Raw genomic sequence first — 23,916 nt, 5'->3', positions numbered from 1 at the left:
TGTAAATAATGCCGTTTTTCAAGGAGTGTCTCATGTGTTTTATCGCTGACCGTCCGGGGACCGGCTGACATGGCGGGCGCACGCGTGGTCGTGACCGGCGGCTCCGGTTTCATCGGCAGGCATCTGGTACGGCGGCTGCTCGCCCGCGGAGACGAGGTGACCGTCTTCGACCGCGAGCCCGATCCGGGGGTGCGCACGGTCGCCGGGGACATCCGTGACGGGGCGCGGCTGGCCGAGGCGATCGGCGCCGGGGTGGAGACGGTCTACCATCTGGCCGCCGAGGTCGGGGTGGACCGCTACCTGGCGCGCCCCCTCGACGTGATCGACGTCAACTTCCAGGGCACCAGGAACGTGCTGGAGCGGGCCGCGGCGGTCGGCGCCCGCGTGGTGGTGGCCAGCACCAGCGAGGTGTTCGGCAAGAACCCCGCCGTGCCGTGGGCCGAGGACGCCGACCGGGTGCTCGGCTCCACCGCCGCCGACCGCTGGACCTACTCCTCGGCCAAGGCCATGTCGGAGCACCTGACGCTGGCCTTCTGCAGGCAGTACGGACTGGACGCCACGATCGTGCGCTACTTCAACGCCTACGGCCCCGGTCAGCGGCCCGCCTTCGTGATCAGCCGGACCGTTCACCGGGCGCTCAACGGGCAGCCGCTCGCGCTGTACGACGGCGGCCGGCAGACCAGGTGCTTCACCTACGTCGAGGACGCGGTGGCGGGCACCGTGCTGGCCGCCGACAGGGGCGCCGCGGGCGAGGTGTTCAACCTGGGCAGCATGACCGAGAGCACCGTCCGGGAGGCGATCACCACGGTGGCGGCGCTGACCGGGGCGGTCACCGTGGAGGTGGACGCGCGGGCCGCGCTGGGCCCCGCCTACGAGGACGTGCCGCGACGCGCGCCCGACAGCTCCAAGGCCCGCCGCCTGCTGGGCTGGACGGCGACGACCCCGCTGGCCGAGGGCGTCGCGCGGACCGTCGAGTGGGCCAGGGCGAACCCGTGGTGGCTCGCCCAGCCCGACTCGGGCGTCCCCGTCGCCGCGGCGAGCTGACCGCGCGAAAGAGCCTCCGCACCGGACCGGTGCGGAGGCTCTTTCGCGGTACGGGGCGCCCGGTCGCGGGGCGCCGGGTCAGGACACCGCGGCCGGCACCGGGGCGGTCAGGCGCACCGGGAGCGCCCGGTGCCCGTTCATGATGAACGTCGGCAGCGGCACCAGCTCCTGCCGGTCCACCGCCAGGCTGAGCTCGGGGAAGCGCTCGAACAGCGACGACAGCCCGATCGTGGCGACCGCCCTGGCGATCGAGGCGCCGAGGCAGTAGTGCGGCCCGTACCCGAACGACAGGTGCTCCTTGTCCTGCCGGGTGAGGTCGAAGCGGCCCGCGTCCGTCCCGTGCAGCGCCGGGTCGCGGCCCACCGCGGCGTAGTTGATCAGGATCGGGTCGCCCTGGGGGATCGTGACGCCGTCGAGGTGGATGTCGGTGACCGCGTACCGCAGCGGCAGGTGCGCCAGCGGCGACTCCACCCGCAGGGTCTCGTCGATCACGTCGTCCCAGGTGGACCGGCCCGACCTGACCAGTTCGAGCTGCTCGGGGTCCGAGAGCAGCGCGGTGATCGCGTTGTCGAAGAAGTTGATCGTGGTCTCCGAGCCGGCGCCGAGGATCGCGAAGATCGTGTCGGTGAGCTCGACCTCGGACAGCCGCGAGCCGTCCGAGTCGCGCGCCGTCACCAGGTCGGTGGTGATGTCCTCACCCGGGTTCCTGCGCTTCTCCGCGATGAGCTCGGCCATGGCGCCGCGCCATCCGGACAGGATCGCCTGCGCCTGGTCCGGCGTGACGGTGGTGTCCACCATCATGTCGATGACCTTGGCGGTGGCCGCGCGGGCCTCCTCCGACATGCCGATCAGGTCCGCGACCAGCATGGCCGGCAGCGGGTAGGCGAAGCGCTCGCGCAGGTCGACCACCTCACCGGGCTCCGCCGCCTCCAGCGCGTCCAGGAGATGGTTCGTGAGCGCGGTGATGCGCGGCTTGATCGCCTCGGTCCTGCGCGGGGTGAAGGCCTTGCCGACCAGCCTGCGCAGCCGGACGTGGTCCTTGCCGTACGCGGTGACCATGTTGTCCATGGCGATCCAGCTGATCATCTCCCAGTCCGGCGGGATCTCGCCGTTGATGAAAGCGGGCCAGTGGTTGCGCGCGCTCTTGGTGACGTCGGGCTCGGCGAGCAGCTGCCTGACCGCCTCGTAGGTGTTGACCGACCAGGCGAGCACCCCACCGGGGAGCTCCACCTGGACGGCGTGGCCCTGGGCGCGCAGGAAGTCGGTTTCCGCATGGATGTCACGGCCGGTGGTGTCGAGAACGGGGCAGCGTCTTTCCACTGTGGTCTCCATAGAACTCAGCGATTCGGACGGAGTCAGACCTTGGCCGACTCGGGCTCCTGGGCGGTCTGCGCGGCGGGCCCCTGGGCCACCTCGGCCGCGGTGACCTCCGCCGCGGCGGGCTCCTCCACGGCCTGCGGCTGACCGGTCGCCGGCACCTTCCTGAGCGCGACCGCCGCGACGACGGCCAGTCCCAGGGCGAGGACCGCGCTGACGCCGGTGGCGGCGTTCACCGCCGTGGTGAAGGCCTCGCGCCCGGCGGCGAGCAGCTCGGCGGCCACGGGCGCCGTCGCGTGCTGCGCCGCGTTGATCGCGCCCGCGATGCCCTCACCGGCGGTGTTCGCCAGAGCCGGCGGCACGGACGCGGGCAGGGCGCCGGAGATCTGGGCGCTGTAGACGGCGGTGCCGACGCTGCCCAGCGCGGCCACGCCCAGCGCGATGCCGAGCTCGCCGCCCGTCTCCGAGACCGCGGAGGCGGAACCCGCCCGCTCGGGCGGGACGGAGCCGAAGATCAGGGCGTTGCCGAGCGCGCCCATCGGGCCCGCGCCGATCGAGCCGATGACCAGACCGGTCAGCACCAGGCTCACACCGGAGGTGGTGTCGAGCTGGCTCAGCACGAAGTAGCCGGCCGCCATGATCACCAGGCCCGCCGCGATGACGTACCCGGGGCGCACCTTCCGTGCGATCACGGGCGCCATCATCACGCCCGTGATGGTCGCCGCGGTCGAGGGCACCACCCACAGCCCCGTCGCCAGCGGCGACAGGCCGACCACGGTCTGCAGGAACATGCTGACCAGGAAGAAGCTGCCGTTGACGACGCCGCCGAGAATCATGATCGAGATCGCGGCCCGGAAGACCGGCAGCTTGAACAGCTTCAGGTCGAGCAGCGGCGACTCCAGCCTGCGCTGCCGCCGCACGAACGCCAGGCCGAAGGCGAGTCCCGCCACGACGGCGACGCCGTACCAGAGCTGCCAGCCGTGCTTGGCCAGCTCCTTCAGCCCGTAGATGAAGGGCAGGATGGCCGCCATCGACAGCGCGACGCTGGGCAGGTCGAGCCGGCCGCCCGCGGGGTCACGGTGCTCGGGCAGCAGCTTGGGCCCCGTCGCGAGCAGCAGCAGCATGACCGGTACGGCCAGCAGGAACGCCGAGCCCCACCAGAAGTTCTCCAGCATCACGCCGCCGACCACCGGACCCAGCGCGACGCCGCCCATGAAGCAGGCCATCCACACCGAGATCGCGGTGCCCATCTGCGCGGGGTCCTTGAAGATGGTGGCGATCAGCGACATCGTCGACGGCATGATGGTGGCGCCGGCCACGCCCAGCAGCACGCGGGAGAAGATGAGCATCTCGGCACTGGTGGAGTAGGCGACCAGCACCGACGCGACCGTGAAGGCGGCGGCGCCGGTGAGCAGCAGCTTGCGCCGGCCGATGAGGTCGCCGAGGCGGCCCATGGTGACCAGCAGGCCGCCGATGACGAAGCCGTAGATGTCGGTGATCCACAGCTGCTGGGTGAGCGATGCCCCCAGCTCCGAGCTCAGGTGGGGGAGTGCCAGATAGAGCACGCTCATGTCGATCGAGAGCAGCAGCGTGGGCAGGGCCAGGATGGCCAGTGCGAGCCACTCGCGGGTACCGGCCTTCGCCGGTGCGTTCACGTCCATCGAGCTCCCTTTCTTCAGTTGGTCAGCGCGCCCACGGGCGGCTGTTCGACGGTCTCCTGCTTGACCTGGGGCTTGCGGGACTTGCTCCAGTACTTCATGGCCGGCCGTTCCACCAGCGTGTAGAGCAGCCAGCCGGTCACGACGGTGGCGCCGGCGAGCGCGATCACGAGCAGGGTGCCGCCCACGGGGCCGTACTCGGCCTTGCCGAGCACCGCCTCACGCAGCCAGTACAGGACGATGGACTGGGTCAGGTAGAAGCCGAAGGAGATCTGTCCCAGCCAGACCATGGGCCCGGTGCCGAAGAACGTCTTCCTGCCCTCGAGGTTGGCCCTGGCGAAGGTGCCGATGGCCAGGGCGAAGGGGACGGCGGTCACCAGGGAGACGCTGTAGGGCCAGGGGACGTACAGCGTGGCCGCGTAGCCGGCCACCATCAGCGCCGTCACGGGGAGCACCCCGATGCGCGGCCACCTGCCCGCGATGACGATCCTGGCCAGGATCATGCCGAGCACGAACTCGAAGAGCCGCACGGGCGGGAACAGGTAGACGAACCAGAACTGCGGCAGCGACAGCGCCTCGCCCGGGTACCTCGGCGCGTCGGGCACCAGGGTCAGCGTGACCAGGCACACGACGGCCATGCCGACGACGGCGAGGCCCGCCCACAGCCAGAGGCGGCTGTCGGCGATCTTCCTGATCGGAACGATCAGCAGGGGGAACAGCAGGTAGAACAGGATCTCCGCGCTCAGCGACCAGGCCGGCATGTTGGCGCCGCCCCAGATTCCGTTGTCGGTGGTGTAGGTGTTGAGCAGCAACAGGTTCGGCAGGCCCCACAGCGCCGTGTACGACCCGGCGAACAGCAGCATGGCCAGCGCCCACGTCACCACGTGATTCGGCATGATCTTCACGACGCGGCGCCGGTAGTAGGCGCGGATCCGGTCACCCGGCCTGGCCGACCACGTGATCACGAAGCCGCTCAGGATGAAGAAGAACGACACCCCGATGGAACCGCCGGGATAGAACAGCCACATCAGCGTCTGGGTGATGCCGTCGTCCGCGAACGGGGTCGCCGGATCGTGGTTTCCCATTGTGAAGGGGAAGATGACGTGGCTCAGGAAAACCAGTAACGCGGCGATGATGCGCATTCCCGTCAGCGCGGGCAGATCGCCGCGTACGGCAGGGGGTGTGGAGGACACGGTGGGTTCCTTTCTATGGGAATGCCCTGCTCCATCTTTCGAGCGGCCGTCTGCCCGCCGCATCTCGCCACGTGCGGACTTACGGATGAGCAGCTCGCCGGCGCACGGAGGCACGGCTCACAGGGGTACGGCTCACAGGGGCACGGAGGTGGTCAGCCCGCCGTCCACCCGCAGCTCCTGCCCGGTGATGTACGACGAGCGCGCCGAGAGCAGGAACACCGCCGCGTCCGCCACGTCCTCGGCGGTGCCGAGCCGCCCGAGCGCCACCTGCGCCCGGCACGCCTCCTGTGCCTCCGGCGTGTTGGAGATGGCCTCGAACATCTCGGTGACGATGTAGCCGGGGCTGATCGCGTTGACCCGGATGCCGCCGGGCGCCAGGTCGGCCGCCAGCGTGCGCACCAGGTTGATCACACCGGCCTTGCTGGCCGCGTACACCGAGGTGAAGGCCAGACCGCGGTGCGCCAGCCAGGAGCCGTTGACGACGACGGACCCGCCGCCGGTCATCAGCCGCACCGCCTGCTGGACGGTGAAGTAGACGCCCTTGAGGTTGGTGGCGACGATGTCGTCGAAGGCCTCCTCGGTGACGTCGCCGCTGCGGGAGAAGCCGGCCACGCCCGCGTTGGCGAACACGCCGTCGAGGGTGCCGAAGCCCTGCTCGATGCGCGACACCAGCGCGCCGACCTCGCCGGGGCGCGAGACGTCGGTGGGCACGGCGAGCACCCGGTCGCCCGCGCCGAGCTCGCGCACCGCCTTGTCCAGGCGCTCGGGGCTGCGTCCCGCGAGCACGACCCGCGCGCCCTCGGAGAGGAGCCGCTGTGCGGTGGCCAGCCCCATGCCGCTGCCGCCGCCGGTGATGAGAACCGTTTTGTCGGAAAACTCGTTCATGGGGCCAGAATCACACGGCGCCCCGCGCGGAATTTCCGAAGAATTGCGCTGCCCTGCGGCCAGCAATTCAGAAGATGTTGCGCATCGCCTCCGGTGTGACCCTGTGGTGAACGCTAAAGCGCGCAGGAGGCGATCCGATGGGTGATGTGTCAAAGACCCGCGCGGTGGTGCTCGGCGGCAGTCTCGCGGGGCTTTTCGCCGCCAGAGTGCTCTCCGACGCCTACGACGAGGTGGTCATCGTCGACCGCGACGAGTTGATCGGTGTGCAGGGCCCGCGGCGGGGATGCCCGCAGAGCCGGCACATCAACGGTCTGCTGGCCCGCGGCCAGCAGGTCATGGAGGAACTGTATCCGGGCATCACCGAGGGGTTGTTCGCCGACGGCGTGCCGACCGGCGACCTGGCCGGTGACGTGCGCTGGTATTTCAACGGCAAGCCTCTCCAGCGTCAGCACGCGGGCCTGGTCTGCGTGGCGGCCAGCCGCCCCAAGCTGGAGCACCACATCAGGGAGCGGACCAGGGTCCTGCCCGGCGTGGTCTTCGCCGAGCGGCACGACATCCTCGGCCTGGAGTTCAGCCCCGACGGCAGCCGGGTCACCGGCGCCAAGGTGCAGCCGCTCGACGGCGAGGGCGAGCCGCAGGTGCTCTCCGCCGACCTGGTGGTCGACGCCACCGGGCGCGGCTCCCGCACGCCGATCTGGCTGGAGGCCGAGGGCTACCCGCGGGTCGAGGAGGAGCGCACGAAGATCGGCCTCGGGTACGTCACGCAGCACTACCGCCTGAAGGAGGACCCCTACCACGGCGATCTGTCGATCAACCCGGTCGCCAACAAGGACCTTCCGCGCGGCGCCATCTTCACCAAGACCGACGGTGACCGCGTCGAGCTGACCACGTACGGCATCCTCGGCGACCATCCGCCCACCGACCAGGAGGGCCTGTACGCGTGGCTGAAGACGCTGGCCACGCCCGACATCTATGACGCCGTGCAGAACGCCGAGCCGCTGGACGAGCCCGTCGCCTTCCGCTTCCCGACGACGCTGCGGCGCCGCTACGAGAAGATGACGCGCTTCCCCGACGGCCTGCTGGTGACCGGCGACGCGGTGTGCTGCTTCAACCCCGTCTACGCGCAGGGCATGACCGTGGCCGCGCTGTCCGCCCTGGTCATCCGCCAGCACCTGCACACCGGTGCGCTGCCCGACCCCCTGCAGTACTTCGCCGACCTGGCCGGCAGCGCCATCAACCAGCCGTGGGAGATGACGCACACGGTCGACATGGGCTTCCCCGGAGTGGAGGGCGAGCGCGGTCCCGCCGTCCGGGTGGCCGGGGCCTTCCTCGGCCTCGTGCAGCAGGCGGCCACCAAGGACCCCGTCGTGGCGGGGGCCTACATGCGCGGCGCGGGCCTCATCGACGGGCCCGAGGAGCTCATGAAGCCGCCGATGCTGGCCAGGATCCTGTGGAACGCGCTGCCCTGGGTCGGCACGCCCGCGCGGTCGAAGCATCAGCCGGCCCAGAACGACCGGACCCTGGCGAGGAGTGCGAAGCCGTGAGCGTCACCGAGCTGCTTCCGCTCTCCTGGAACCAGGGGTTCCTGCGGGCCTGGGACCAGGGCGACCAGACGGGCCCCTTCGGCCCCCGCTACATCATCGTCTGCGGCTACCGGCTGACCGGGTCCCTCGACCCGGCGGTGCTGCAGGAGACGCTGGACGAGGTCGTGGCGCGGCACGAGGCGCTGCGCACCGAGATCGTCCGCGACGGCGACGGCCACCAGGCCGTCCATCCGCCCGGCAAGGTCCGGCTCACCGTGCGCGACCTGCCCGGCGACGACCGGGACCGGCGCGCGGAGGAACTGCTCAACGACGCCGAGGCGGAGCCGTTCCCGATCAGGGAGCTGCCGCTGATCCGCGCGGTGCTCGGCCGCTTCGACGACGAGGACGCGGTGCTGGGCCTGGTCGCCCACCACACCGCCGTCGACGAGTGGTCGATCCGGCTGATCATGCGGGACGTGGCGCACGGGTACGCCGTGCGCACCGGTCACCGGCCGCCGGCCCTGCCCGAGGTGTCGCAGTACCGCGACTACGTGGACTGGGAGCGCGCGGGCGCCGGCGGGGAGGGCAACGACAAGGCGCTGGCGTACTGGCGCGAGAAGCTGGCGGGCGCGCAGGTCCTGGGCACCGGGACCGACCACCTGCGCTCGGCCGGCCTGCCCAAGACCACGGCCTGGCGGCGCTTCAGCCTGCCCGGCACGCTGACCGGGGCCGTCAGGGACATCGTGAAGGAGACGCGCAGCTCGCCGTTCATGGTGCTGCTCGCCGCCTACGCGGTCTACCTGAGCCGGCGCGAGGGCACCGCCGACGTCGTCGTGCCGAGCTTCTCCTCGGGACGCGGGCCCTCCCGCTTCCACGAGACCGTCGGGTCGTTCTTCAACTACCTGCCGTTCCGGGTGGACCTGGAGGACTGCCGCACCTTCCGGGACGTCATCGCCCGCACCCGGCAGACCTGCGTCGAGGCCTACGCCAACGACCTGCCGTTCGGGCAGATCCTCGGCGTCGCGCCCGAGCTGATGACCCCGGTGACCAAGGACGACTGCGCCGTGGTCGCCTTCCAGGTCTTCAAGTCGCCGCCCGGCGGCGAGCGCGGGCGCGTGGGCGGGCTGGCGTACGAGGTCATCCACCGCAGGCGGCTGTCGCAGTGGGACGGCGGCGACGTGCCCGACGGCGGCATGTGGCACCTGGAGATCGACTCCACCGGCGACATCGTGGGCTCGTTCGCCTTCAACACCAACCTGTACGCCGAGCAGACGGTCGACAGGATGATCGAGGACTTCGGCGCCCTGCTGAAGGAACTGACCTCCGACCCGCACGGGCCGCTGCGGGCCTGAGACGGGACCGGCCCCGGGCGGCCGGCGAGGGCGACCTCGCCGGCCGCCCGATCGGTGCGTCCCGTGTGCTCCGGGCTGCCGCTCCGGGGCCTGCACGCGGTCGCTCCGGGGCCTGCACGCGATGGACGGCACGGGCACTCCGGGAACGGCGAAGCTCCCCCGGGGAGAGCTGCCCCGGAGGAGCGGTGCGGACGTCGTCCGCCTGGATCAGCCGCGGAAGTACTCGGTCAGCCGCGGAAGTACTCGGCCAGCGGCGGCGCCAGCGCCTCGGGGGCGATGTCGTGGCCGTGGCCCTCCAGCACCTTGAACTCACCGTTCGGCACCGTCTCGGCCACCGCCTTGCCCGCGCTCTGCATCCAGGCGCCGCTGTTGCCGCCCGACAGGGCCAGCGTCGGTGCCGTGATCTTGCCGAGTTCCCCGGCCGGCAGCTTGTTGCCCGGCCCGCACACCGCGGCCTCGTACACCAGCGTGTGCGCCACCGCCGTCATCCCCTCCCAGTAGGGGGACTCCTTCATCGGCCCGACCATCTCGGCGGGCACCTCGGCCGCCTCGACCATGAAGCGCTCGACGACCTCGCCCCGCTTGCCCTCGGCCACGAGCGTGGCGAGCTGCTCGCGGAAGTCCTCGGGGATCGGCGCCCTGGACTCGTCGACGATGAACGGCGGCTCGTACACCGCCAGCTTGGTGATGGGCAGACCGGCCGCGGCCGCCCGCAGCGCCAGCGCGCCGCCCGACGATCCGCCGAACACCGCCGCCGAGCCCCCGGCCGCCTCGATGACCGCGGCCAGGTCCTCGATCTCGCGCTCCACCTCGTAGGACTCGTTGTCGGAGCTGCCGCCCCGTCCCCGCCGGTCGTAGTTGTAGACCGTGAACTCATCCGACAGCGCGGCCGCCAGCCCGGCCCAGATCGGGTGCGTGCGGTCGCTGAACCCTCCCTGGACCAGCACCACGGCCGGACCGGAACCCGACCGGTCGTAGGCGATGGTGGTGCCGTCCGCTGACTTCACATCCATGTGTTCTCCCCTTCGCTGAAGGCATTCCATCCGGATCGGATGCCGGGCACACGTCACATCACGATGCCGTAAGCATCGCAGCCGGGCTTCTCCCAGCATGCTTTTCCCGACAGTGGCGCAGCGCACACCGGAAGGGGCGCTGCGCAATTCAAAAGGTGATTCACGGTACGCGGCCAGGTCACGATACGAAAGCATCGACAATCCGGAGGCTTTGGTCATGGCTGTGGCTGGTCAGAACGACGAAGTGACGATCGAGGTTCCTACCCGAGAGGATTGGGAGGACATTTATGCGATGTTCTCCGCCGGTATCAACATCGACGGCGATCCGCAGAGTCTGGAGGCGGAGCGCCCGCTGTTCGAGCCGGAGCGCTCGCTGATCGTGCGCGCAGGTGACCGCGTCGTCGGCACGCTCGGCGCCAACACCCGCCAGATCGCCGTCCCCGGAGCCGTGGTGCCCGCCGCGCACGGCTGCCGCGGCGCGGTCTCGGCCACCGTGCGCCGCCAGGGCATCCTCACCCGCCTGATGCGCAGGCACTTCGAGGACGCGCGGGCGCTCGGCGAGCCCATCACGCTCTGCTGGGCCAGCGAGGGCCGCATCTACGGCCGCTTCGGCTACGGCCTGGCCGTGCGCAGGCTCGGGCTCAACGTCAACGCCCGCGAGGTCACCGTGCCCAAGGGCGAGGAGCCCGGCAGGATCGTCGCGGGCACGGTCGCCGACCTGCGCGACGCGCTGGTCAAGGTGTACGACCAGGTCTACGCCGACCGTCCCGGCTGGTCCGAGCGCACCGCCGAGCACTGGGACTACCGGCTGTCCGACCACATGGCGGCCCGCCAGGGCGCCTCGGCGCTGCGCGTCGTGGTGCACGAGGGCGACGACGGCATCGACGGCTACGCCCTGTGGCGGGTCAGGGGCAACTGGACCGCCAACGGCCCCATCGGCGACGTCGTGGTGGTGGAGCAGGTCTCGACCACCCCCGAGGCCTACCGGGCGCTGTGGCGTTTCCTGCTGTCCGTCGACCTCACCCGCTCCGCCTCGACCTGGGCGGTCGGCGTCGACGAGCCCCTGTTCCACTGGGTCGGCGAGCCGCGCCAGCTCGACGCGCACCTGTGCGACGCGCTGTGGATCCGCGTGGTCGACGTGCCCAAGGCGCTGGCCGCCCGGAGGTACGCGACGTCGATCGACGTCGTGATCGAGGTCACCGACGAGTTCATGCCGGAGAACTCGGGCACCTACCGGCTGACCGGCTCGCCGGAGTCGGCCACCTGCACGCCCACCTCGGAGCAGCCCGAGCTGTGGCTCGACGTCCGCGCGCTCGGCGCGGTCTACATGGGCGGCACCTCGCTGTCGGCGCTGGTCCAGACGGGCCAGGTCAAGGAGGTACGGCCCGGCGCGCTCGCCGCGGCCTCGACCGCGTTCAGGTGGCACACCTCGCCGTACGCCTTCGAACTGTTCTGACCGCGCCCGGGACCGCGCCCGGGACCGCGCCCGGGAATCGCGCCAGGGAATCGCGTACGTCCCTTCCCCGGACACCGAGGCCGTCGCCTCATGGCCACCCGTCATCACCGGCCGTCCGCCCGATGACGCCCGCGGGCACCTCCGCCGGCGGTGGTCACGGGCGACGGCCGCCGACCTTCACGGGCCCGCGCATGCCTTACCACGAGCTGCTGTCACGCCACGTCAGAACGCCGGATCGGGTCATCCGCTACGGACCCCACCCCGAGCAGGTCGTCGACCTGCTGGAGGGAGGGGGGCGCGGGGTCGTCATCCTCGTGCACGGCGGGTTCTGGCGCGCCGAGTACGACCGCCTCCACGTCCGCCCCATGGCCGACGCCCTGGCCGCCGGCGGCTACACGGTCTGCTCCGTCGAGTACCGCCGCATCGGCCACGAGGGCGGCGGCCATCCCGGCACGTTCGACGACGTCGCCGCCGCCGTCGCCGCGGTCCTGGCCGAGGCGCCCGCCCGCGGCCCCGTCGTCCTGGCGGGCCACTCGGCCGGCGGCCACCTCGCGCTCCGGCACGGCTGCTCGGGCGGCGGGATCGCCGGCGTGGTGGCCCTGGCCGCCCTGTCGGACGTGGGCAGGACGCACGCCGACGGCCTCGGCGCAGGAGCCGCCGCGGCGCTGGTCGGCGGCCGTACCGAGCTGTTGCCCGAGGTGGACACCATGCGCCTGCCCTGGCGCGGAGACGGCGCCCTGGTGCTGGTGCACGGCGCCGGGGACCGTGTCGTGCCCGTGGAGATGAGCCGCGACTACGCCGCGCGCAACCCGGCCGCCAAGCTGGTCGAACTGCCCGAGGTCGGGCACTTCAAGCTCATCGACCCGCTCTCCCGCGCCTGGCCTGCGGTCCGCGCCGCCATCGACGAGGTCGCCGCCTGAGGGCGGCTCCCCTCTCCGGCCTCTCATCCGACGGCCGGCTTTTTCATCCGACGGCCGGCCTTTCACGCCGTGAAGGTGCCGGCCGTGTCAGCGTGCCCGGAGCGATTTCGCATCCGCCAAGAAATTGGCACAAACCTGTCAGCGCCCCCCATCTTGCTGTCCCCTCCACGCCTCCCTTCAGCGCGGTCCGCCAGGCACCGTGAGAGGTGAAGGAGGCACCCATGAATTCCCTGAACATCGCGGAGCGGTTCCTCGACGGGAACGACGGCGACAGGACCGCGCTCATCACCCCATCGGGCCCGCTCAGCTACGCGGACCTGCGCTCGCTGGCCGCCAGGGCCGGCAACGCGCTGCGCGCCCTGGGGGTTCGCCGCGGCGACCGCGTCCTGATCTGCCTCAGCGACGGCCCCGAGTTCGTCGCCACGTGGTACGGAGCCCAGCTCATCGGCGCGGTCACCGCCGAGGTCTACACCTACCTCCAGCCCAAGGACTACCGCTACTTCCTCGAATACGCCGAGCCGCGCGTCATCGTCACCGGCGCAGCCGCGCTCGGCGGGCTGCGCGCCGCGGGCGCGCGCGGCCTGCTGGTGGCGGGCGTGGCGGAGGGCGAGCTGCTGCCCGGCGAACGGCACTTCGGCACGCTGGCAGAGGCCCAGGACGACCTGCTGGAGCCGGTCCCCGTGGCGGCCGGCGACGTCGCGCTGTGGAAGTTCACCACCGGCAGCACGGGCGCGCCGCGCGCGTGCGTCCTGCCCGCCAGGAGCCCGCACCTGAGCTTCGAGGGGTACGCCAGGGGCGTGCTCGGCATCGGGCCCGACGACATCGTGCTGCCGGTGCCCAAGCTGTTCTTCGGCTACGCGCGCGACCTGACGGCGCTGTTCCCGTTCGGTGCGGGCGCGGCGGGGGTCGTCTTCCCCGAGCGCAGCACGCCGGAGCGGATCTTCGAGCTGATCGCCGAGCACCGGCCCACGATCCTGGTCAACGTGCCGACCATGATGAGCGCCATGCTCGCCCACCCCGAGGCCGCTCGCCAGGACCTCAGCAGCCTGCGGGTGTGCGTCTCGGCCGGCGAGGCCCTGCCGGCCGAGCTGCACCGCAGGTGGCTGGAGACCTTCGGCGTCGAGGTGGCCGACGGGCTGGGCTCCTCGGAGGCGTATCACATCTTCCTGTCCAACCGGCCCGGTCGGAGCCGCGCCGGCAGCCTCGGCACCGCGGTGCCCGGTTACCGGCTGAGGGTCGTGGACGAGCGCGGCGAGCCGGTGCCGGACGGAGAGGCGGGCCGGCTGGAGATCACCGGAGAGGCTGTGGCGATGGAGTACTGGCGCGACCCGGACAGGTCGGCGGCCACCTTCGTGGCGCCGGGCACCGTGCGCTCGGGTGATCTGGTGAGCAGGGACGCCGACGGTTTCTTCCACTATCGCGGCCGCGTCGACGACCTGCTGAAGGTGGGCGGGGTGTACGTGGCGCCCGCCGAGATCGAGAACTGCCTGCGCGGCCATCCGGCGGTGGCCGACTGCGCGGTGGTGGGCTACGAGGCCGGCGGGCTGGTGCTGCCCCGCGCGCACGTGGTGGCCACGGCGCCGTTGACGGCCCAGGAGGTGAAGGACTACGTGCGGGCGCGGCTGGCGCCGTACAAGTATCCGAGGGATGTGATGTTCGTGGACGCGTTGCCGCAGACCGCCTCCGGCAAGGTGAACAGGCGAGCCCTGGAGGCGGTGGCATGAACGGCTCCGCGCTGGCTCAGGAGACCCGCCTGACCTACTCCTCCTATCTTGAGCTCGACCGGTTGCTCGACGTGCAGCGGCCCCGCTCGCGCGATCACGACGAGATGATGTTCATCGTCGTGCACCAGGTCTACGAGCTGTGGTTCAAGCTGCTGCTGCACGAGCTGGGCCGTCTGCAGGAGCACTTGGAGGCCGGCGACAGCGGCCCGGCGCTGCACACGCTGCGGCGCTGCGTGGCCGTGCTGCAGGTGGCCGTCGACCAGATGGACGTCATGGACACGCTGACGCCCGCGCAGTTCGCCGGGTTCCGCGGCTGCCTGGGCTCCGCGAGCGGCGCGCAGTCCGCGCAGTTCCGCGAGCTGGAGGCGGTGCTGGGGCTGCGCGACCGCACCGCGCTGGAACACTACGAGGAGGGCGGCGCCGAACGGCTGCGCATCGAGGCCGCGATGGGCAGGCGGTCCGTGCTCGACTCCTTCCTGCACTACCTGTCGCTGCAGGGCTATCCGATGCCCGCCGAGGCGCTGCACAGGGATCCCGTCCTGCCCTTCGAGGCCGGCCGGGCGGTACGCGAGGTGCTCGTCCAGGTCAATCGGGACGACATGGTACCCGCCCAGGTCGGGGAGGGGCTGCTGGACCTGGACCGGCTGCTGCAGGAGTGGCGCTACCGGCACACCAAGATGGTGCAGCGCATGATCGGGGCCCGGCGCGGCACCGGCGGCAGCTCCGGCGCCGCCCACCTGGCCACGACCTGGGCCACCCCGACCTTCCCCGTGCTGTGGGAGGTGCGCGGCGCATGAACGACGACCTGTCCGCGTACCTCGCGCCGCACTACACGATGTTCCGCGTCTCGGAGCGCCTGCTTCTCACCGGCCATTCGCACCAGGCCTGGCCGGACGTCGCGCTCGACGGCCAGCTGGAGGCCTTCCAGGACGCCGCGCTCGAGGTGGACGCCAAATGGGGCCGCGCCATGGACAAGGCGGAGCAGGTGCGGGCCGGCTTCCGGCGCGCGCTGGGTGACCCGGCCGCCGACCTGGCGCTCGGCGCCAGCACCCACGAGCTGGTACTCCGCTTCCTGTCCGCGCTGCCGCTCGGGGAGCGGCCCAGGCTGGTGACCTCCGACGGCGAGTTCCACACGCTGCGCCGCCAGCTCGGCCGGCTGGCGGAGGAGGGCCTGGAGCTGGTGCGCGTGCCCGCCGAGCCCGTCGGCACCCTGCCGGAACGGCTGGCGGCGGCGGTCGACGACAGGACCGCCGCGGTGCTGGTCTCGGCGGTGATGTACGAGACCGCCAAAGTGGTGCCGGACCTCGCAGCGCTGGCGGGGGAGTGCGAGCGCAGGGGCGCGCAGCTGCTCGTCGACGCCTACCACGCGCTCGGCGCCGTCCCCTTCTCCGCCGCGGCGATCCCCTCCGCGTGGATCGTCGGCGGCGGGTACAAGTACCTCCAGCTCGGCGAGGGGAACTGCTTCCTGCGGGTCCCGCCGCACGCCGCGGGGTACCGACCCGTGATCACCGGCTGGTTCGCCGAGTTCGCCGAGCTGTCCGCCGAGACGAGGCCGGACCGGGTGGCCTATCCGCCGGGCGCGCAGGCCTTCTCGGGCGCCACCTACGACCCGACCAGCCACTACCGCGCGGCCCGCGTGTTCGGCTTCTTCGACGAGCACGGCCTGACCCCCGCTCTGCTGCGCCGGGTCTCCCAGCGCCAGCTCGCCCGGCTGTGCGCGCGCTTCGACGCCATGGACACCGGCGGGCTGATCAGCAGGGACACCGGCACGCCGCTGGAGGGCCTGGGGGGGTTCCTCGCGCTGCGGTCACCGCACGCGGCGCGGCTGTGCGACGGGCTGGCCGCTCGGGGCGTGCTCGCCGACAGCCGCGGCGACATGTTGCGGCTCGGCCCCGCGCCGTATCTGTCGGATGTCCAGCTCGACGCCGCGATGGACGCCCTGGACGCCGAACTGGCCGTCGTACGGGCGCACCGGCCGGTACCGCGTTCAACCCGTCCGGCGCCCGCGGATCCGGCGGCGGCCCGCCCGGCGCTCACGGGCCCGCGTTAGGCGGGAGGCCGGCAGGAACGCCGCAGGGCCGTCGCCGATCGGATCGGCGACGGCCCTGCGTCATGCCTGCGTCATGTCCTCGCCGTGCGGCGGATGCACCGTCTCTCAGCGTCCGATGCCCGCGTAGGCGTAGCCCAGCCCGCGCAGCTCGGAGATCTTCTCCTTGCCGTAGTAGGCCCGCCCGTCCAGCACCAGGCACGGGTCCGCCACCGGCAGGCCGGCGAAGTCGAGGGAGGCGAACTCCTGGTGCAGGGCCATGACGGCGACGCAGTCGGCGTCCCGGACGGTCTCGCTCAGGCTCGCCGACGGGGCGATCCCCAGCAGGACCTCCGCCTGCAGGGGGTCCACCAGCGGGTCGTAGACGCGGACCGTGACCCCGGCCTTGGTCAGGGTCGTGACGACTCCCTCCACCGGGGTGGCCCGCAGGTCGCCGGTGTCGTTCTTGAACGCCGCTCCCAGCACGGCGACCGTCGACCTGGCCGGGTCCTTGCCGAGCCGTACCAGCCCGTCGATGATCAGCTGGGCCGTGTACTCCGGCATCCCCGTGTTGACCGCCCGGCCGGTCGGCGCGGTGTGGATCTCCAGACCGCGGTCCCGGGCCGTGTGCCAGACCATCCACGGATCCTTGACCAGGCAGGACCCGCCGACGCCGACGCTGGGCAGCAGGATGTTGACCTTCCCGGTGCCCTTGGGGACCGTGTTGGCCGCCGAGATCACGTCGAGGACGTCCACCTCGAACAGGCCGCAGAACTTGGCGAGCTCGTTGGCGAGCGCGATGTTCAGGTCGATCCACCAGTTGTCGGCCAGCTTGACGATCTCCGCGGTCTCCGGCGAGGCCAGCGGGATCACCTCGACCCCGAGCGCCCGGCGCCAGAAGTCCGCCGCATCCCGCGTGCTGTCGGCGTCGATCCCGCCGACCACGATCGGCAGCGAGCGCAGCTCGCGCAGCGCCGTACCCTCGGCGAACCGCTCGGGGGTGAAGGCGAGCCCGAAGTGCTCGCCGCAGACGAGCCCGCTCTCCTGCAGCAGGGGCAGGACGAACTCGCGGGTCGTGCCCGGCGGCACGGTGCTCTTGAGCACCAGCAGGTGCCCCTCGCGCAGGTGGCGGCTCACCCGCAGGCACGCCTCCCGCAGTTGCTCGTCCATCAGGGACCCGTCGGCGCCGACCGGCGTGCCGACCGCGATCAGCAGGACGTCGGCGTCGCGGACGGCGGCGTAGTCGGTGGTGACGCGCAGCCGCCCGGCCTCGATGCCGTCCCGCAGCAGGCCGGCCAGGCCGTCCTCCTGGTAGCGGCAGTGGCCCGCGGTCAGTTCCTCGATGAGGCGGGAGTCGGTGTCCACTCCGACGACGTCCCAGCCGCGTTCGGACAGGACCGCCGCGAAACAGGAGCCGACATAACCGAGGCCGATAATCGCCACTTTCGGGTCTTCGCTGGCAGGTAGAAAACGCATGCAAATCTCCCTACAACAGGAATGCGGCCGATTTTTCTGATTCCAGGCAATAGGCACCAGCCGCCTCGGATCATCTCCTTTCACAAGCACATAGCGAGGATCGGCCTTACCGCATCTCTTGGCGTGCCGGACGGGTGTCTGCGGTGCTCGCCGGCTTCCGCGCCGCAATGCAGGAGATGCACGGGCAACTGCGGAGAACGATCCTGTGAAGGTGCGATCAGAGGGGATGATCTCCCTCGTCGACCCGATGAGTGAGGGGCCGGAGATGAACCAGCACAAGGCGCTGATCCTGGACGAGGTGCGCAAGTACCACCAGGACGTCGAGGTCGCAGGGGAGTTCGTGCCCGGTGTCACCGAGATCTGGCCGACGGGCGCGGTGCACGACGTCGAGGACCGCGTGGCCCTGGTCGAGGCCGCGCTCGAACTGCGGGTCGCCGGGGGGTCCAGGGCACGCAGGTTCGAGTCCGTCTTCGCGCGCAAGATGAAGCGGCGCAAGGCGCTGCTGGCCAACTCCGGCTCCTCGGCCAACCTGCTGGCGCTGTCGGCCCTGACCTCCCACCGGCTGGAGGACGCGCGCCTGCGCCAGGGCGACGAGGTGATCACGGTCGCGGCGGCGTTCCCCACCACGGTGAACCCGATCCTGCAGAACGGCCTGGTCCCGGTCTTCGTGGACGTCGAGCTCGGCACCTACAACCCCACCGTGGAGGCGGTCGCGCGGGCGATCGGGCCGAAGACCAGGGCGATCATGATCGCGCATACGGTCGGAAACCCGTTCGAGGTCGCGGAGATGGCCCGGCTCGCCGAGGAGCACGAGCTGTTCCTGATCGAGGACAGCTGCGACGCCGTCGGGTCGACCTACGACGGCGAGCCGGTCGGCACCTTCGGCGACCTCACCACCGTGAGCTTCTATCCGGCGCACCACATGACGATGGGGGAGGGTGGCTGCGTCCTGACCTCGAACCTGCTGCTGGCCCGGATCGTCGAGTCGCTGCGGGACTGGGGCCGGGACTGCTGGTGCGAGCCGGGCGAGAGCAACACCTGCCTCAAGCGCTTCAACTACCAGATGGGCACGCTGCCGCACGGCTACGACCACAAGTACATCTACTCCCACGTCGGGTACAACCTGAAGATCACCGAGCTGCAGGCCGCACTGGGCCTGAGCCAGCTCGACAAGCTCGACGACTTCTGCGCGGCCCGCCGCCGCAACTGGCGCCGGCTGCGCGAAGGGCTGGAGGGCGTGCCCCACCTGCTGCTGCCCGAGGCGACCCCGCGCAGCGACCCGAGCTGGTACGGCTTCGTCGTCACGGTCGACCCGCGGGCGCCGTTCGGCGCCAAGGAACTGGTGGACTTCCTGGAGGACCGGAAGATCGGCACCCGCCGGCTGTTCGCCGGGAACCTGATCCGTCACCCCGCCTACGCCGACCAGGACTACCGCGTCGTCGGCGAGCTGACCAACACCGACATCATCACCACCCAGACGTTCCACATCGGGGTCTACCCCGGGCTGACCGACGAGATGATCGACTACGTCGTGGCCTCCTTCAAGGACTTCGTTCGAGCGCGCGGGTGACCGTCCGGGCCGCGACGAGGTCGGCGGCCTCTCCTGACGCCCCCGGCAGATCCGGAAGAGTGAACCGATGAAGGCACTGGTACTGTCCGGCGGGTCCGGGACCCGCCTGCGCCCCTTCAGCTACTCCATGCCCAAGCAGCTCATCCCGATCGCCGGCAAACCGGTCCTGGAGCACGTGCTGGGCAACATCCGCGATCTCGGGGTGACCGAGGTCGGCATCGTGGTGGGCGCCTGGGCGAGGGAGATCGCCGCGGCGATCGGCGACGGCTCGCGCCTCGGCCTGCGCGTCACCTACATCCCCCAGGACAGGCCCCTGGGGCTGGCGCACGCGGTGCGGACGGCGCGCGGGTTCCTCGGCGACGACGACTTCGTCATGTACCTCGGCGACGTCATGCTTCCGGACGGCGTGGCCGATCTCGCCGAGCGGTTCCGGGCCGGGCGGCCCGCGGCGCAGGTCGTGGTGCACCGGGTGGCCGACCCCCGCGGCTTCGGGGTCGTGGAGCTGGACGCGGGCGGCGCCGTACGGCGGCTGGTGGAGAAACCCCGGCGGCCGCGCAGTGACCTGGCCCTGGTCGGCGTCTACTTCTTCGGCCCCGCCATCCATGAGGCGGTCACCGCCGTCGCCCCCGGCAGGCGGGGCGAGCTGGAGATCACCGACGCGATCCAGTGGCTGGTCACGCGGGGGGCGAAGGTCGAGGCCGTCGAGTACGGGGGTTACTGGAAGGACACCGGGCAGGCCGACGACGTGCTGGAGTGCAACCGGCACCTGCTGGGCGGGCTGGGCGGCAGAGCCGTCGTCCATCCCACGGCCCGCGTGGTGCGCTCCCTGATCGAGGGCCCGGCGATCGTCGGCGCGAACACCGTCATCGAGGACTGCCACCTCGGCCCCGGCGTCTCCATCGGCCGCGACTGCGTCCTGCGCGGCACCCGGCTGTCCGACTCGATCGTGCTCGACGGGGCGTCGATCGAGGAGGTCCGGGGGATGCACGGCTCGATCATCGGGCGCTCGGCCGTCGTCCGGCCGGCGGACCGTGACGGGATGCGCCACCGGCTCCTGGTGGGCGACAACACGCGGATCGAGATCCCGGTCTCCATCTGAGTCCCGATCGTCCCCGGTCTCCGTCCCGGTCCCGGTCGCCTGGGCTCCGGCGCTCTGTCCGGGTGGTCTCCGCACCGTGGCGGCCTCACCGGGCCGTCTCCACGCCACCTCCGGGGCGATCTCCGCGCGGTGCCGCTCTCCCGGAAACGAGCGGGCCCCCGGCGGGAGGACGCTGCCGGGAGCGCCCTTCCACCGGGGGCCTTCACGCCGCCGACCGCGCCGACGACGGGGTCAGGCACCGATGGGCGTGTTCTGGTACGCGGTGATCAGCCACTGCCCGTCCTGCTTGGCGAGCACCCAGGTGGCCCGGATGGCCCGCTCGGGCGCGACCTCGGTCTCCTCGCCGTGCAGGACGCCGCCCCGGGTGACCAGGACCGCGACGTCCTCGGTGACGAACCTCGCCGACAGGGGCTCGCCGGCCACCCTCGTCCCCTTCAGCGGGCCGGAGTAGGCGAATCCCATGAAGGCCCGGATGCCCTCGCGGCCGGCGACGTAGATGTCACCGGGAAGGATCAGGGTGGCGTCCTCCGTGAACACCTCGGCGAAGGCGTCGCCGTCGTTGGCGGCCCAGGCGGCGATGATGCGCTGCGGCACCTGCCGGATGGCCGTCGTCTCGTCGATGGTGGTCGGTGCAGGGCTCATGGTTCGTTCCTTCACTCAGCGGCTGGGACGGGGAAGGGGGAGGGAACCGACCGGCGCGGACGCCGGGACGGGGCCCGGCCACCGGCCCTCACCTTCGCATGGTGTTCGCTGCGCACGCCGCGGCGCATCTCTCGGCGTGCGGTGCCCGCTCCCGGGCCGTGACAGGCACGCAATCCGGGAGATGTGCCGCATAAGCCCCCGAAGGACGATGGATACCAGGCCGTCTCGAAGAAGATCGCCGACGAATGGAGGCCCGTGATGCGGAACGACAGGATCCTCATGGTCATGCCGGACCGGCGGCACGTCCGCAAGGCCGTGGCAGAGGGCCTGCGGGTCTACGCGATCTGGGATCCGGCCCTCAGGGGCCGCGATCACCTCGAGGACGTGGCCCGCGACGCCGAGCAGCTGGTGCTCACCGACTTCGCCGACGTGGCCGCCCTGCGCACGCTGGTGTTCACGACCGCCGTGCGCAGGGACGTGGCGCACATCCTCCACCTGGGATGGCACGACACGCAGCTGGCGGTGTGCGAGGAGGCGCGGGTCCTGGGCATGTCACCGCACCCGCCCGGGTGCCTGCTCCTGATCAACGACAGGCGGCGGATGCGGCGGCTGCTGAGCGAGGCCGGCCTGCCCTTCGTCACCTCGGTCGAGGAGTTCATGCGCGGCCCGGTGTTCACCGTGCAGACGCTCACGGTGGACGGGCGCCATCACGTGGTGGACATCCGGCCCAAGGCCGTGATCTCCCCGTTCCGCCTGCCGGAGACGGGCGACCTGGGCGGCAGGACGGGCCCGGAGGCGGACCCGGCCCGGCCGGGCGAGCCGGGCGGTCCCGAGGTGTATCCCGCGTGGCTGCCCGCCTCCACCCGTACGAAGATGGTCAAGCTCGTGACCGCCTTCCTGGACGCCACCGGGTACCGGTTCGGGCCCACCCGCACCGAGGTGGTCCTGGGCGACGCCGGGCCGATGGTGGTCGAGGCGCAGACACGGCAGGCCGAGGAACGCGTCCTGTCGCTCATCGAGGCCGCCACCGGTGTGGACGTCGAGGCCGCCATGTTCCGGGCCCTGGCGGGCGGGCCGCTGCCGTTCCCGCCCCCGGACCGGGCCGCGCCCGCGGCCGTCCCCGCCTCTCCGCCGGCGGCCTCCGCGGCGCCGGTCCCCTTCGCCGCCCCCGTGCCCGCGGGTTTCCCGGTGCCTTCGGCGGCCCCGGTCGCCCTGAGCGGCCCGAGGGCGTACACGGGCTGAGCGCCCCGGCAACCGCCGCGCAATTTCAGAGATGTGCCCAGCCCTTTCAATTGTGACGATATATCAGCAGGAACCGGCATTAAGGCCGTCCCGCCATGACCTGCACGCCATGGGTCACGTTTATCCGGCAAGGGAGGACAGCGGATGAATGGAAATCGTCCCAGCGAACTCACTTTCTCCTTCATACAGGAGAAAGTCGGTGAAATCTGGCGGCACGTTCTGGACGTGCCGGACGGAATGGAGGACGCCACCTTCTTCGACCTGGAAGGCGAGTCGATCTCCGCGGTCCGCCTGGTCTCGCGGATCGAGGAGGAGTGCGGCATCTCGATCGAGGTGGGTGACATCTTCGAGAACGACCCGGACCTGCCCGCCCTGATCACCACGGTCGCGGAGCAGGGGCGGGTCTCCAGCGCGGCCTGAACGGTTGCGATGCGCGTGCTTCGCGGGCCGGAGAGCCGGGCGTGCGGCTTCAGCGTCTCGTCCGACGACGACTAGGAGGAAATGATGTTGACGACCGAGGTCCCGGCGCGGGAAGAGCTTCTGCGGCGGGCCGCCGGGCTCGCGCCGGTCCTGCAGCGGAACGCGGCCTGGGCGGAGGAGAACCGGCGCATCCACGACGAGTCCATCGAGGCCCTGGCCGACGCCGGCGTCTTCAAGCTGAGGGTCCCGGCCCGGTACGGCGGGTACGAGTGCGACACGCGCACCCTGGTGGAGGTGGCCGCGGAGCTCGGCCAGGCCGACGGGTCGGCCGCGTGGACGGCGGCGGTCTACTGGATCCCCACGTGGATGGCGTGCCTGTTCCCCGACGAGGTGCAGGACGAGGTGTTCTCGACGCCGGACGTGCGGGTGTGCGGCACCCTGAGCCCCACCGCCATGGCCGCCCCGGTCGAGGGCGGCGTGGTGGTCAACGGCAAGTGGGGGTTCGTCAGCGGCGCCTGGCACAGCCACTGGCAGGAGATCGTGGCGATCCAGGTGGGGCCGGACCAGCAACCCATGCCGATCATGGCGCTGGTCCCGATGTCGGACCTGCAGATCATCGACGACTGGAACACCACGGGCCTGCGGGGCACCGGCAGCGTCAGCACCGTCGCCCAGGACGTGTTCGTCCCGGCCGAGCGCGTCCTGCCGCTGCCCGCGGTGCTCCAGGAGCAGTACGCCTCCCGGCTGAACGCCGGCACGCCGATCTACCGGGCGCCCCTGCTCCCGGTGGCCTCGGCCTCCTCGGTCGGCACCGCCGTGGGACTGGCCAAGGCCGCCAGGACGGCGTTCCTGCAGCGGCTGCCCGGACGCAAGATCACCTACACCAGCTACGAGAGCCAGAGCGAGGCGCCGCTGACGCACCTGCAGGTCGCCGAGGCCACCTTGAAGATCGACCAGGCGCAGTTCCACGCCGGGCGCCTGGCGGACACGGTCGACCGCAAGAGCGAGCTGGGCGAGCAGTGGAGCCTGGAGGAGCGCGCCAGGGTGCGCGCCGACATGGGCGCGGCCTGCAAGCTGGCCAAGGAGGCCGCCGACATCCTCGCCACGGCGAGCGGCGGGTCCTCGATCTACGCCGACGTGCCGATCCAGCGGATCCTGCGCGACATCCAGAGCATGAACCTGCACGCCCTCATGCACCCCAACACGAACACGGAACTGTACGGCAGGGTCCTGTGCGGCCTGCCGCCCAACACGCTCTACATCTGAGGCGTCCGGAACCGCCGGGGACGTCCGGCCCTTTCGAGGACACCCGAACCGCTTGAGGACACCGAATCTCCCAACCCCGCGCCTCCCCGC

The 23,916-nt window shown here is 71.5% G+C and carries 20 protein-coding genes; 13 read left to right on the top strand and 7 right to left on the bottom strand.

All coding sequences use genetic code 11. The features are described 5' to 3' along the window. Positions 1 to 69 precede the first annotated feature (69 nt). Positions 70 to 1,044, top strand: a complete 975-nt coding sequence (locus Pta02_RS20270) for an NAD-dependent epimerase/dehydratase family protein (protein WP_203876450.1) — start codon at positions 70 to 72, stop codon at positions 1,042 to 1,044. Between the two features lie 78 nt (positions 1,045 to 1,122). Here Pta02_RS20270 and Pta02_RS20265 read toward each other — a convergent pair whose 3' ends face one another. The 4 genes from Pta02_RS20265 to Pta02_RS20250 form a co-directional block, all read right to left on the bottom strand. Continuing rightward, positions 1,123 to 2,364, bottom strand: coding sequence for a cytochrome P450 family protein (locus Pta02_RS20265; protein ID WP_203876449.1), 1,242 nt, complete (start codon positions 2,362 to 2,364; stop codon positions 1,123 to 1,125). Positions 2,365 to 2,399: 35 nt separating this feature from the next. After that, positions 2,400 to 4,022, bottom strand: a complete 1,623-nt coding sequence (locus tag Pta02_RS20260) for an MFS transporter (RefSeq protein ID WP_203876448.1) — start codon at positions 4,020 to 4,022, stop codon at positions 2,400 to 2,402. Between the two features lie 14 nt (positions 4,023 to 4,036). Further along, entirely contained in the window at positions 4,037 to 5,212 is a 1,176-nt protein-coding gene (locus Pta02_RS20255) for an acyltransferase family protein (protein ID WP_203876447.1), read from the bottom strand. Between the two features lie 132 nt (positions 5,213 to 5,344). Further along, positions 5,345 to 6,097 (bottom strand): SDR family NAD(P)-dependent oxidoreductase, encoded by a 753-nt coding sequence (locus tag Pta02_RS20250; protein ID WP_203876446.1) that lies wholly within the window; start codon positions 6,095 to 6,097, stop codon positions 5,345 to 5,347. 137 nt (positions 6,098 to 6,234) lie between these two features. Between Pta02_RS20250 and Pta02_RS20245 the strand changes: the two genes are divergently transcribed. Continuing rightward, positions 6,235 to 7,641: an FAD-dependent oxidoreductase gene (locus Pta02_RS20245; protein ID WP_203876445.1), complete on the top strand. Its 1,407-nt coding sequence runs from the start codon at positions 6,235 to 6,237 to the stop codon at positions 7,639 to 7,641. Then, on the top strand, positions 7,638 to 8,972 hold the full coding sequence (locus Pta02_RS20240; protein ID WP_203876444.1) for a condensation domain-containing protein: 1,335 nt from the start codon (positions 7,638 to 7,640) through the stop codon (positions 8,970 to 8,972). The genes Pta02_RS20245 and Pta02_RS20240 overlap by 4 nt, the downstream gene beginning before the upstream one ends. Positions 8,973 to 9,199: 227 nt before the next feature. Here the strand turns inward: Pta02_RS20240 and Pta02_RS20235 are convergent, their stop codons facing one another. Continuing rightward, the gene (locus Pta02_RS20235) at positions 9,200 to 9,985 is read right to left on the bottom strand and encodes an alpha/beta fold hydrolase (protein WP_203876443.1); all 786 of its coding nucleotides are present in this window, start codon (positions 9,983 to 9,985) and stop codon (positions 9,200 to 9,202) included. A 97-nt stretch (positions 9,986 to 10,082) separates the two neighbouring features. Here Pta02_RS20235 and Pta02_RS20230 point away from each other — a divergent pair, with 97 nt between their 5' ends. The 5 genes from Pta02_RS20230 to Pta02_RS20210 all read left to right on the top strand — a co-directional run bounded on the left by Pta02_RS20230 (position 10,083) and on the right by Pta02_RS20210 (position 16,135). Beyond that, positions 10,083 to 11,441, top strand: coding sequence for a GNAT family N-acetyltransferase (locus Pta02_RS20230; protein WP_307837481.1), 1,359 nt, complete (start codon positions 10,083 to 10,085; stop codon positions 11,439 to 11,441). Between the two features lie 191 nt (positions 11,442 to 11,632). Continuing rightward, positions 11,633 to 12,361: an alpha/beta hydrolase gene (locus Pta02_RS20225; RefSeq protein ID WP_203876441.1), complete on the top strand. Its 729-nt coding sequence runs from the start codon at positions 11,633 to 11,635 to the stop codon at positions 12,359 to 12,361. A gap of 221 nt (positions 12,362 to 12,582) precedes the next feature. After that, entirely contained in the window at positions 12,583 to 14,085 is a 1,503-nt protein-coding gene (locus Pta02_RS20220; RefSeq protein WP_203876440.1) for a benzoate-CoA ligase family protein, read from the top strand. Further along, positions 14,082 to 14,882: a tryptophan 2,3-dioxygenase gene (locus Pta02_RS20215; RefSeq protein WP_203876439.1), complete on the top strand. Its 801-nt coding sequence runs from the start codon at positions 14,082 to 14,084 to the stop codon at positions 14,880 to 14,882. Before Pta02_RS20220 ends, Pta02_RS20215 begins: the two co-directional genes overlap by 4 nt. Further along, positions 14,879 to 16,135 carry a kynureninase/PvdN C-terminal domain-containing protein gene (locus tag Pta02_RS20210; RefSeq protein WP_203876438.1) on the top strand — a complete coding sequence of 419 codons (1,257 nt, stop codon included), beginning with the start codon at positions 14,879 to 14,881 and terminating at the stop codon, positions 16,133 to 16,135. Before Pta02_RS20215 ends, Pta02_RS20210 begins: the two co-directional genes overlap by 4 nt. A 105-nt stretch (positions 16,136 to 16,240) precedes the next feature. Here Pta02_RS20210 and Pta02_RS20205 read toward each other — a convergent pair whose 3' ends face one another. Beyond that, on the bottom strand, positions 16,241 to 17,554 hold the full coding sequence (locus Pta02_RS20205; protein WP_239131001.1) for a nucleotide sugar dehydrogenase: 1,314 nt from the start codon (positions 17,552 to 17,554) through the stop codon (positions 16,241 to 16,243). 244 nt (positions 17,555 to 17,798) lie between these two features. On the opposite strand from Pta02_RS20205, the gene rfbH reads away from it, so the two are divergent. Both rfbH and Pta02_RS20195 read left to right on the top strand, forming a co-directional pair. Further along, positions 17,799 to 19,157 (top strand): lipopolysaccharide biosynthesis protein RfbH, encoded by a 1,359-nt coding sequence (gene rfbH / locus Pta02_RS20200; RefSeq protein ID WP_307837480.1) that lies wholly within the window; start codon positions 17,799 to 17,801, stop codon positions 19,155 to 19,157. A 67-nt stretch (positions 19,158 to 19,224) separates the two neighbouring features. Continuing rightward, on the top strand, positions 19,225 to 20,256 hold the full coding sequence (locus tag Pta02_RS20195; RefSeq protein WP_203876436.1) for a glucose-1-phosphate thymidylyltransferase: 1,032 nt from the start codon (positions 19,225 to 19,227) through the stop codon (positions 20,254 to 20,256). 231 nt (positions 20,257 to 20,487) lie between these two features. On the opposite strand, the gene Pta02_RS20190 is transcribed toward Pta02_RS20195, so the two are convergent. After that, positions 20,488 to 20,898, bottom strand: coding sequence for an SgcJ/EcaC family oxidoreductase (locus Pta02_RS20190; protein WP_203876435.1), 411 nt, complete (start codon positions 20,896 to 20,898; stop codon positions 20,488 to 20,490). A gap of 258 nt (positions 20,899 to 21,156) precedes the next feature. Between Pta02_RS20190 and Pta02_RS20185 the strand changes: the two genes are divergently transcribed. From Pta02_RS20185 to Pta02_RS20175, 3 genes are all read left to right on the top strand, one after another. Further along, on the top strand, positions 21,157 to 22,140 hold the full coding sequence (locus Pta02_RS20185; RefSeq protein WP_203876434.1) for an ATP-grasp domain-containing protein: 984 nt from the start codon (positions 21,157 to 21,159) through the stop codon (positions 22,138 to 22,140). Positions 22,141 to 22,284: 144 nt separating this feature from the next. After that, on the top strand, positions 22,285 to 22,560 hold the full coding sequence (locus Pta02_RS20180; protein WP_275423593.1) for an acyl carrier protein: 276 nt from the start codon (positions 22,285 to 22,287) through the stop codon (positions 22,558 to 22,560). A gap of 84 nt (positions 22,561 to 22,644) precedes the next feature. Next, positions 22,645 to 23,826, top strand: coding sequence for an acyl-CoA dehydrogenase family protein (locus Pta02_RS20175; RefSeq protein WP_203876432.1), 1,182 nt, complete (start codon positions 22,645 to 22,647; stop codon positions 23,824 to 23,826). Positions 23,827 to 23,916: the final 90 nt, after the last annotated feature.

Source organism: Paraplanobispora takensis (assembly GCF_016863195.1).
GTDB lineage: Bacteria > Actinomycetota > Actinomycetes > Streptosporangiales > Streptosporangiaceae > Planobispora > Planobispora takensis.
This window is presented reverse-complemented; position numbering and strand designations above follow the sequence as displayed.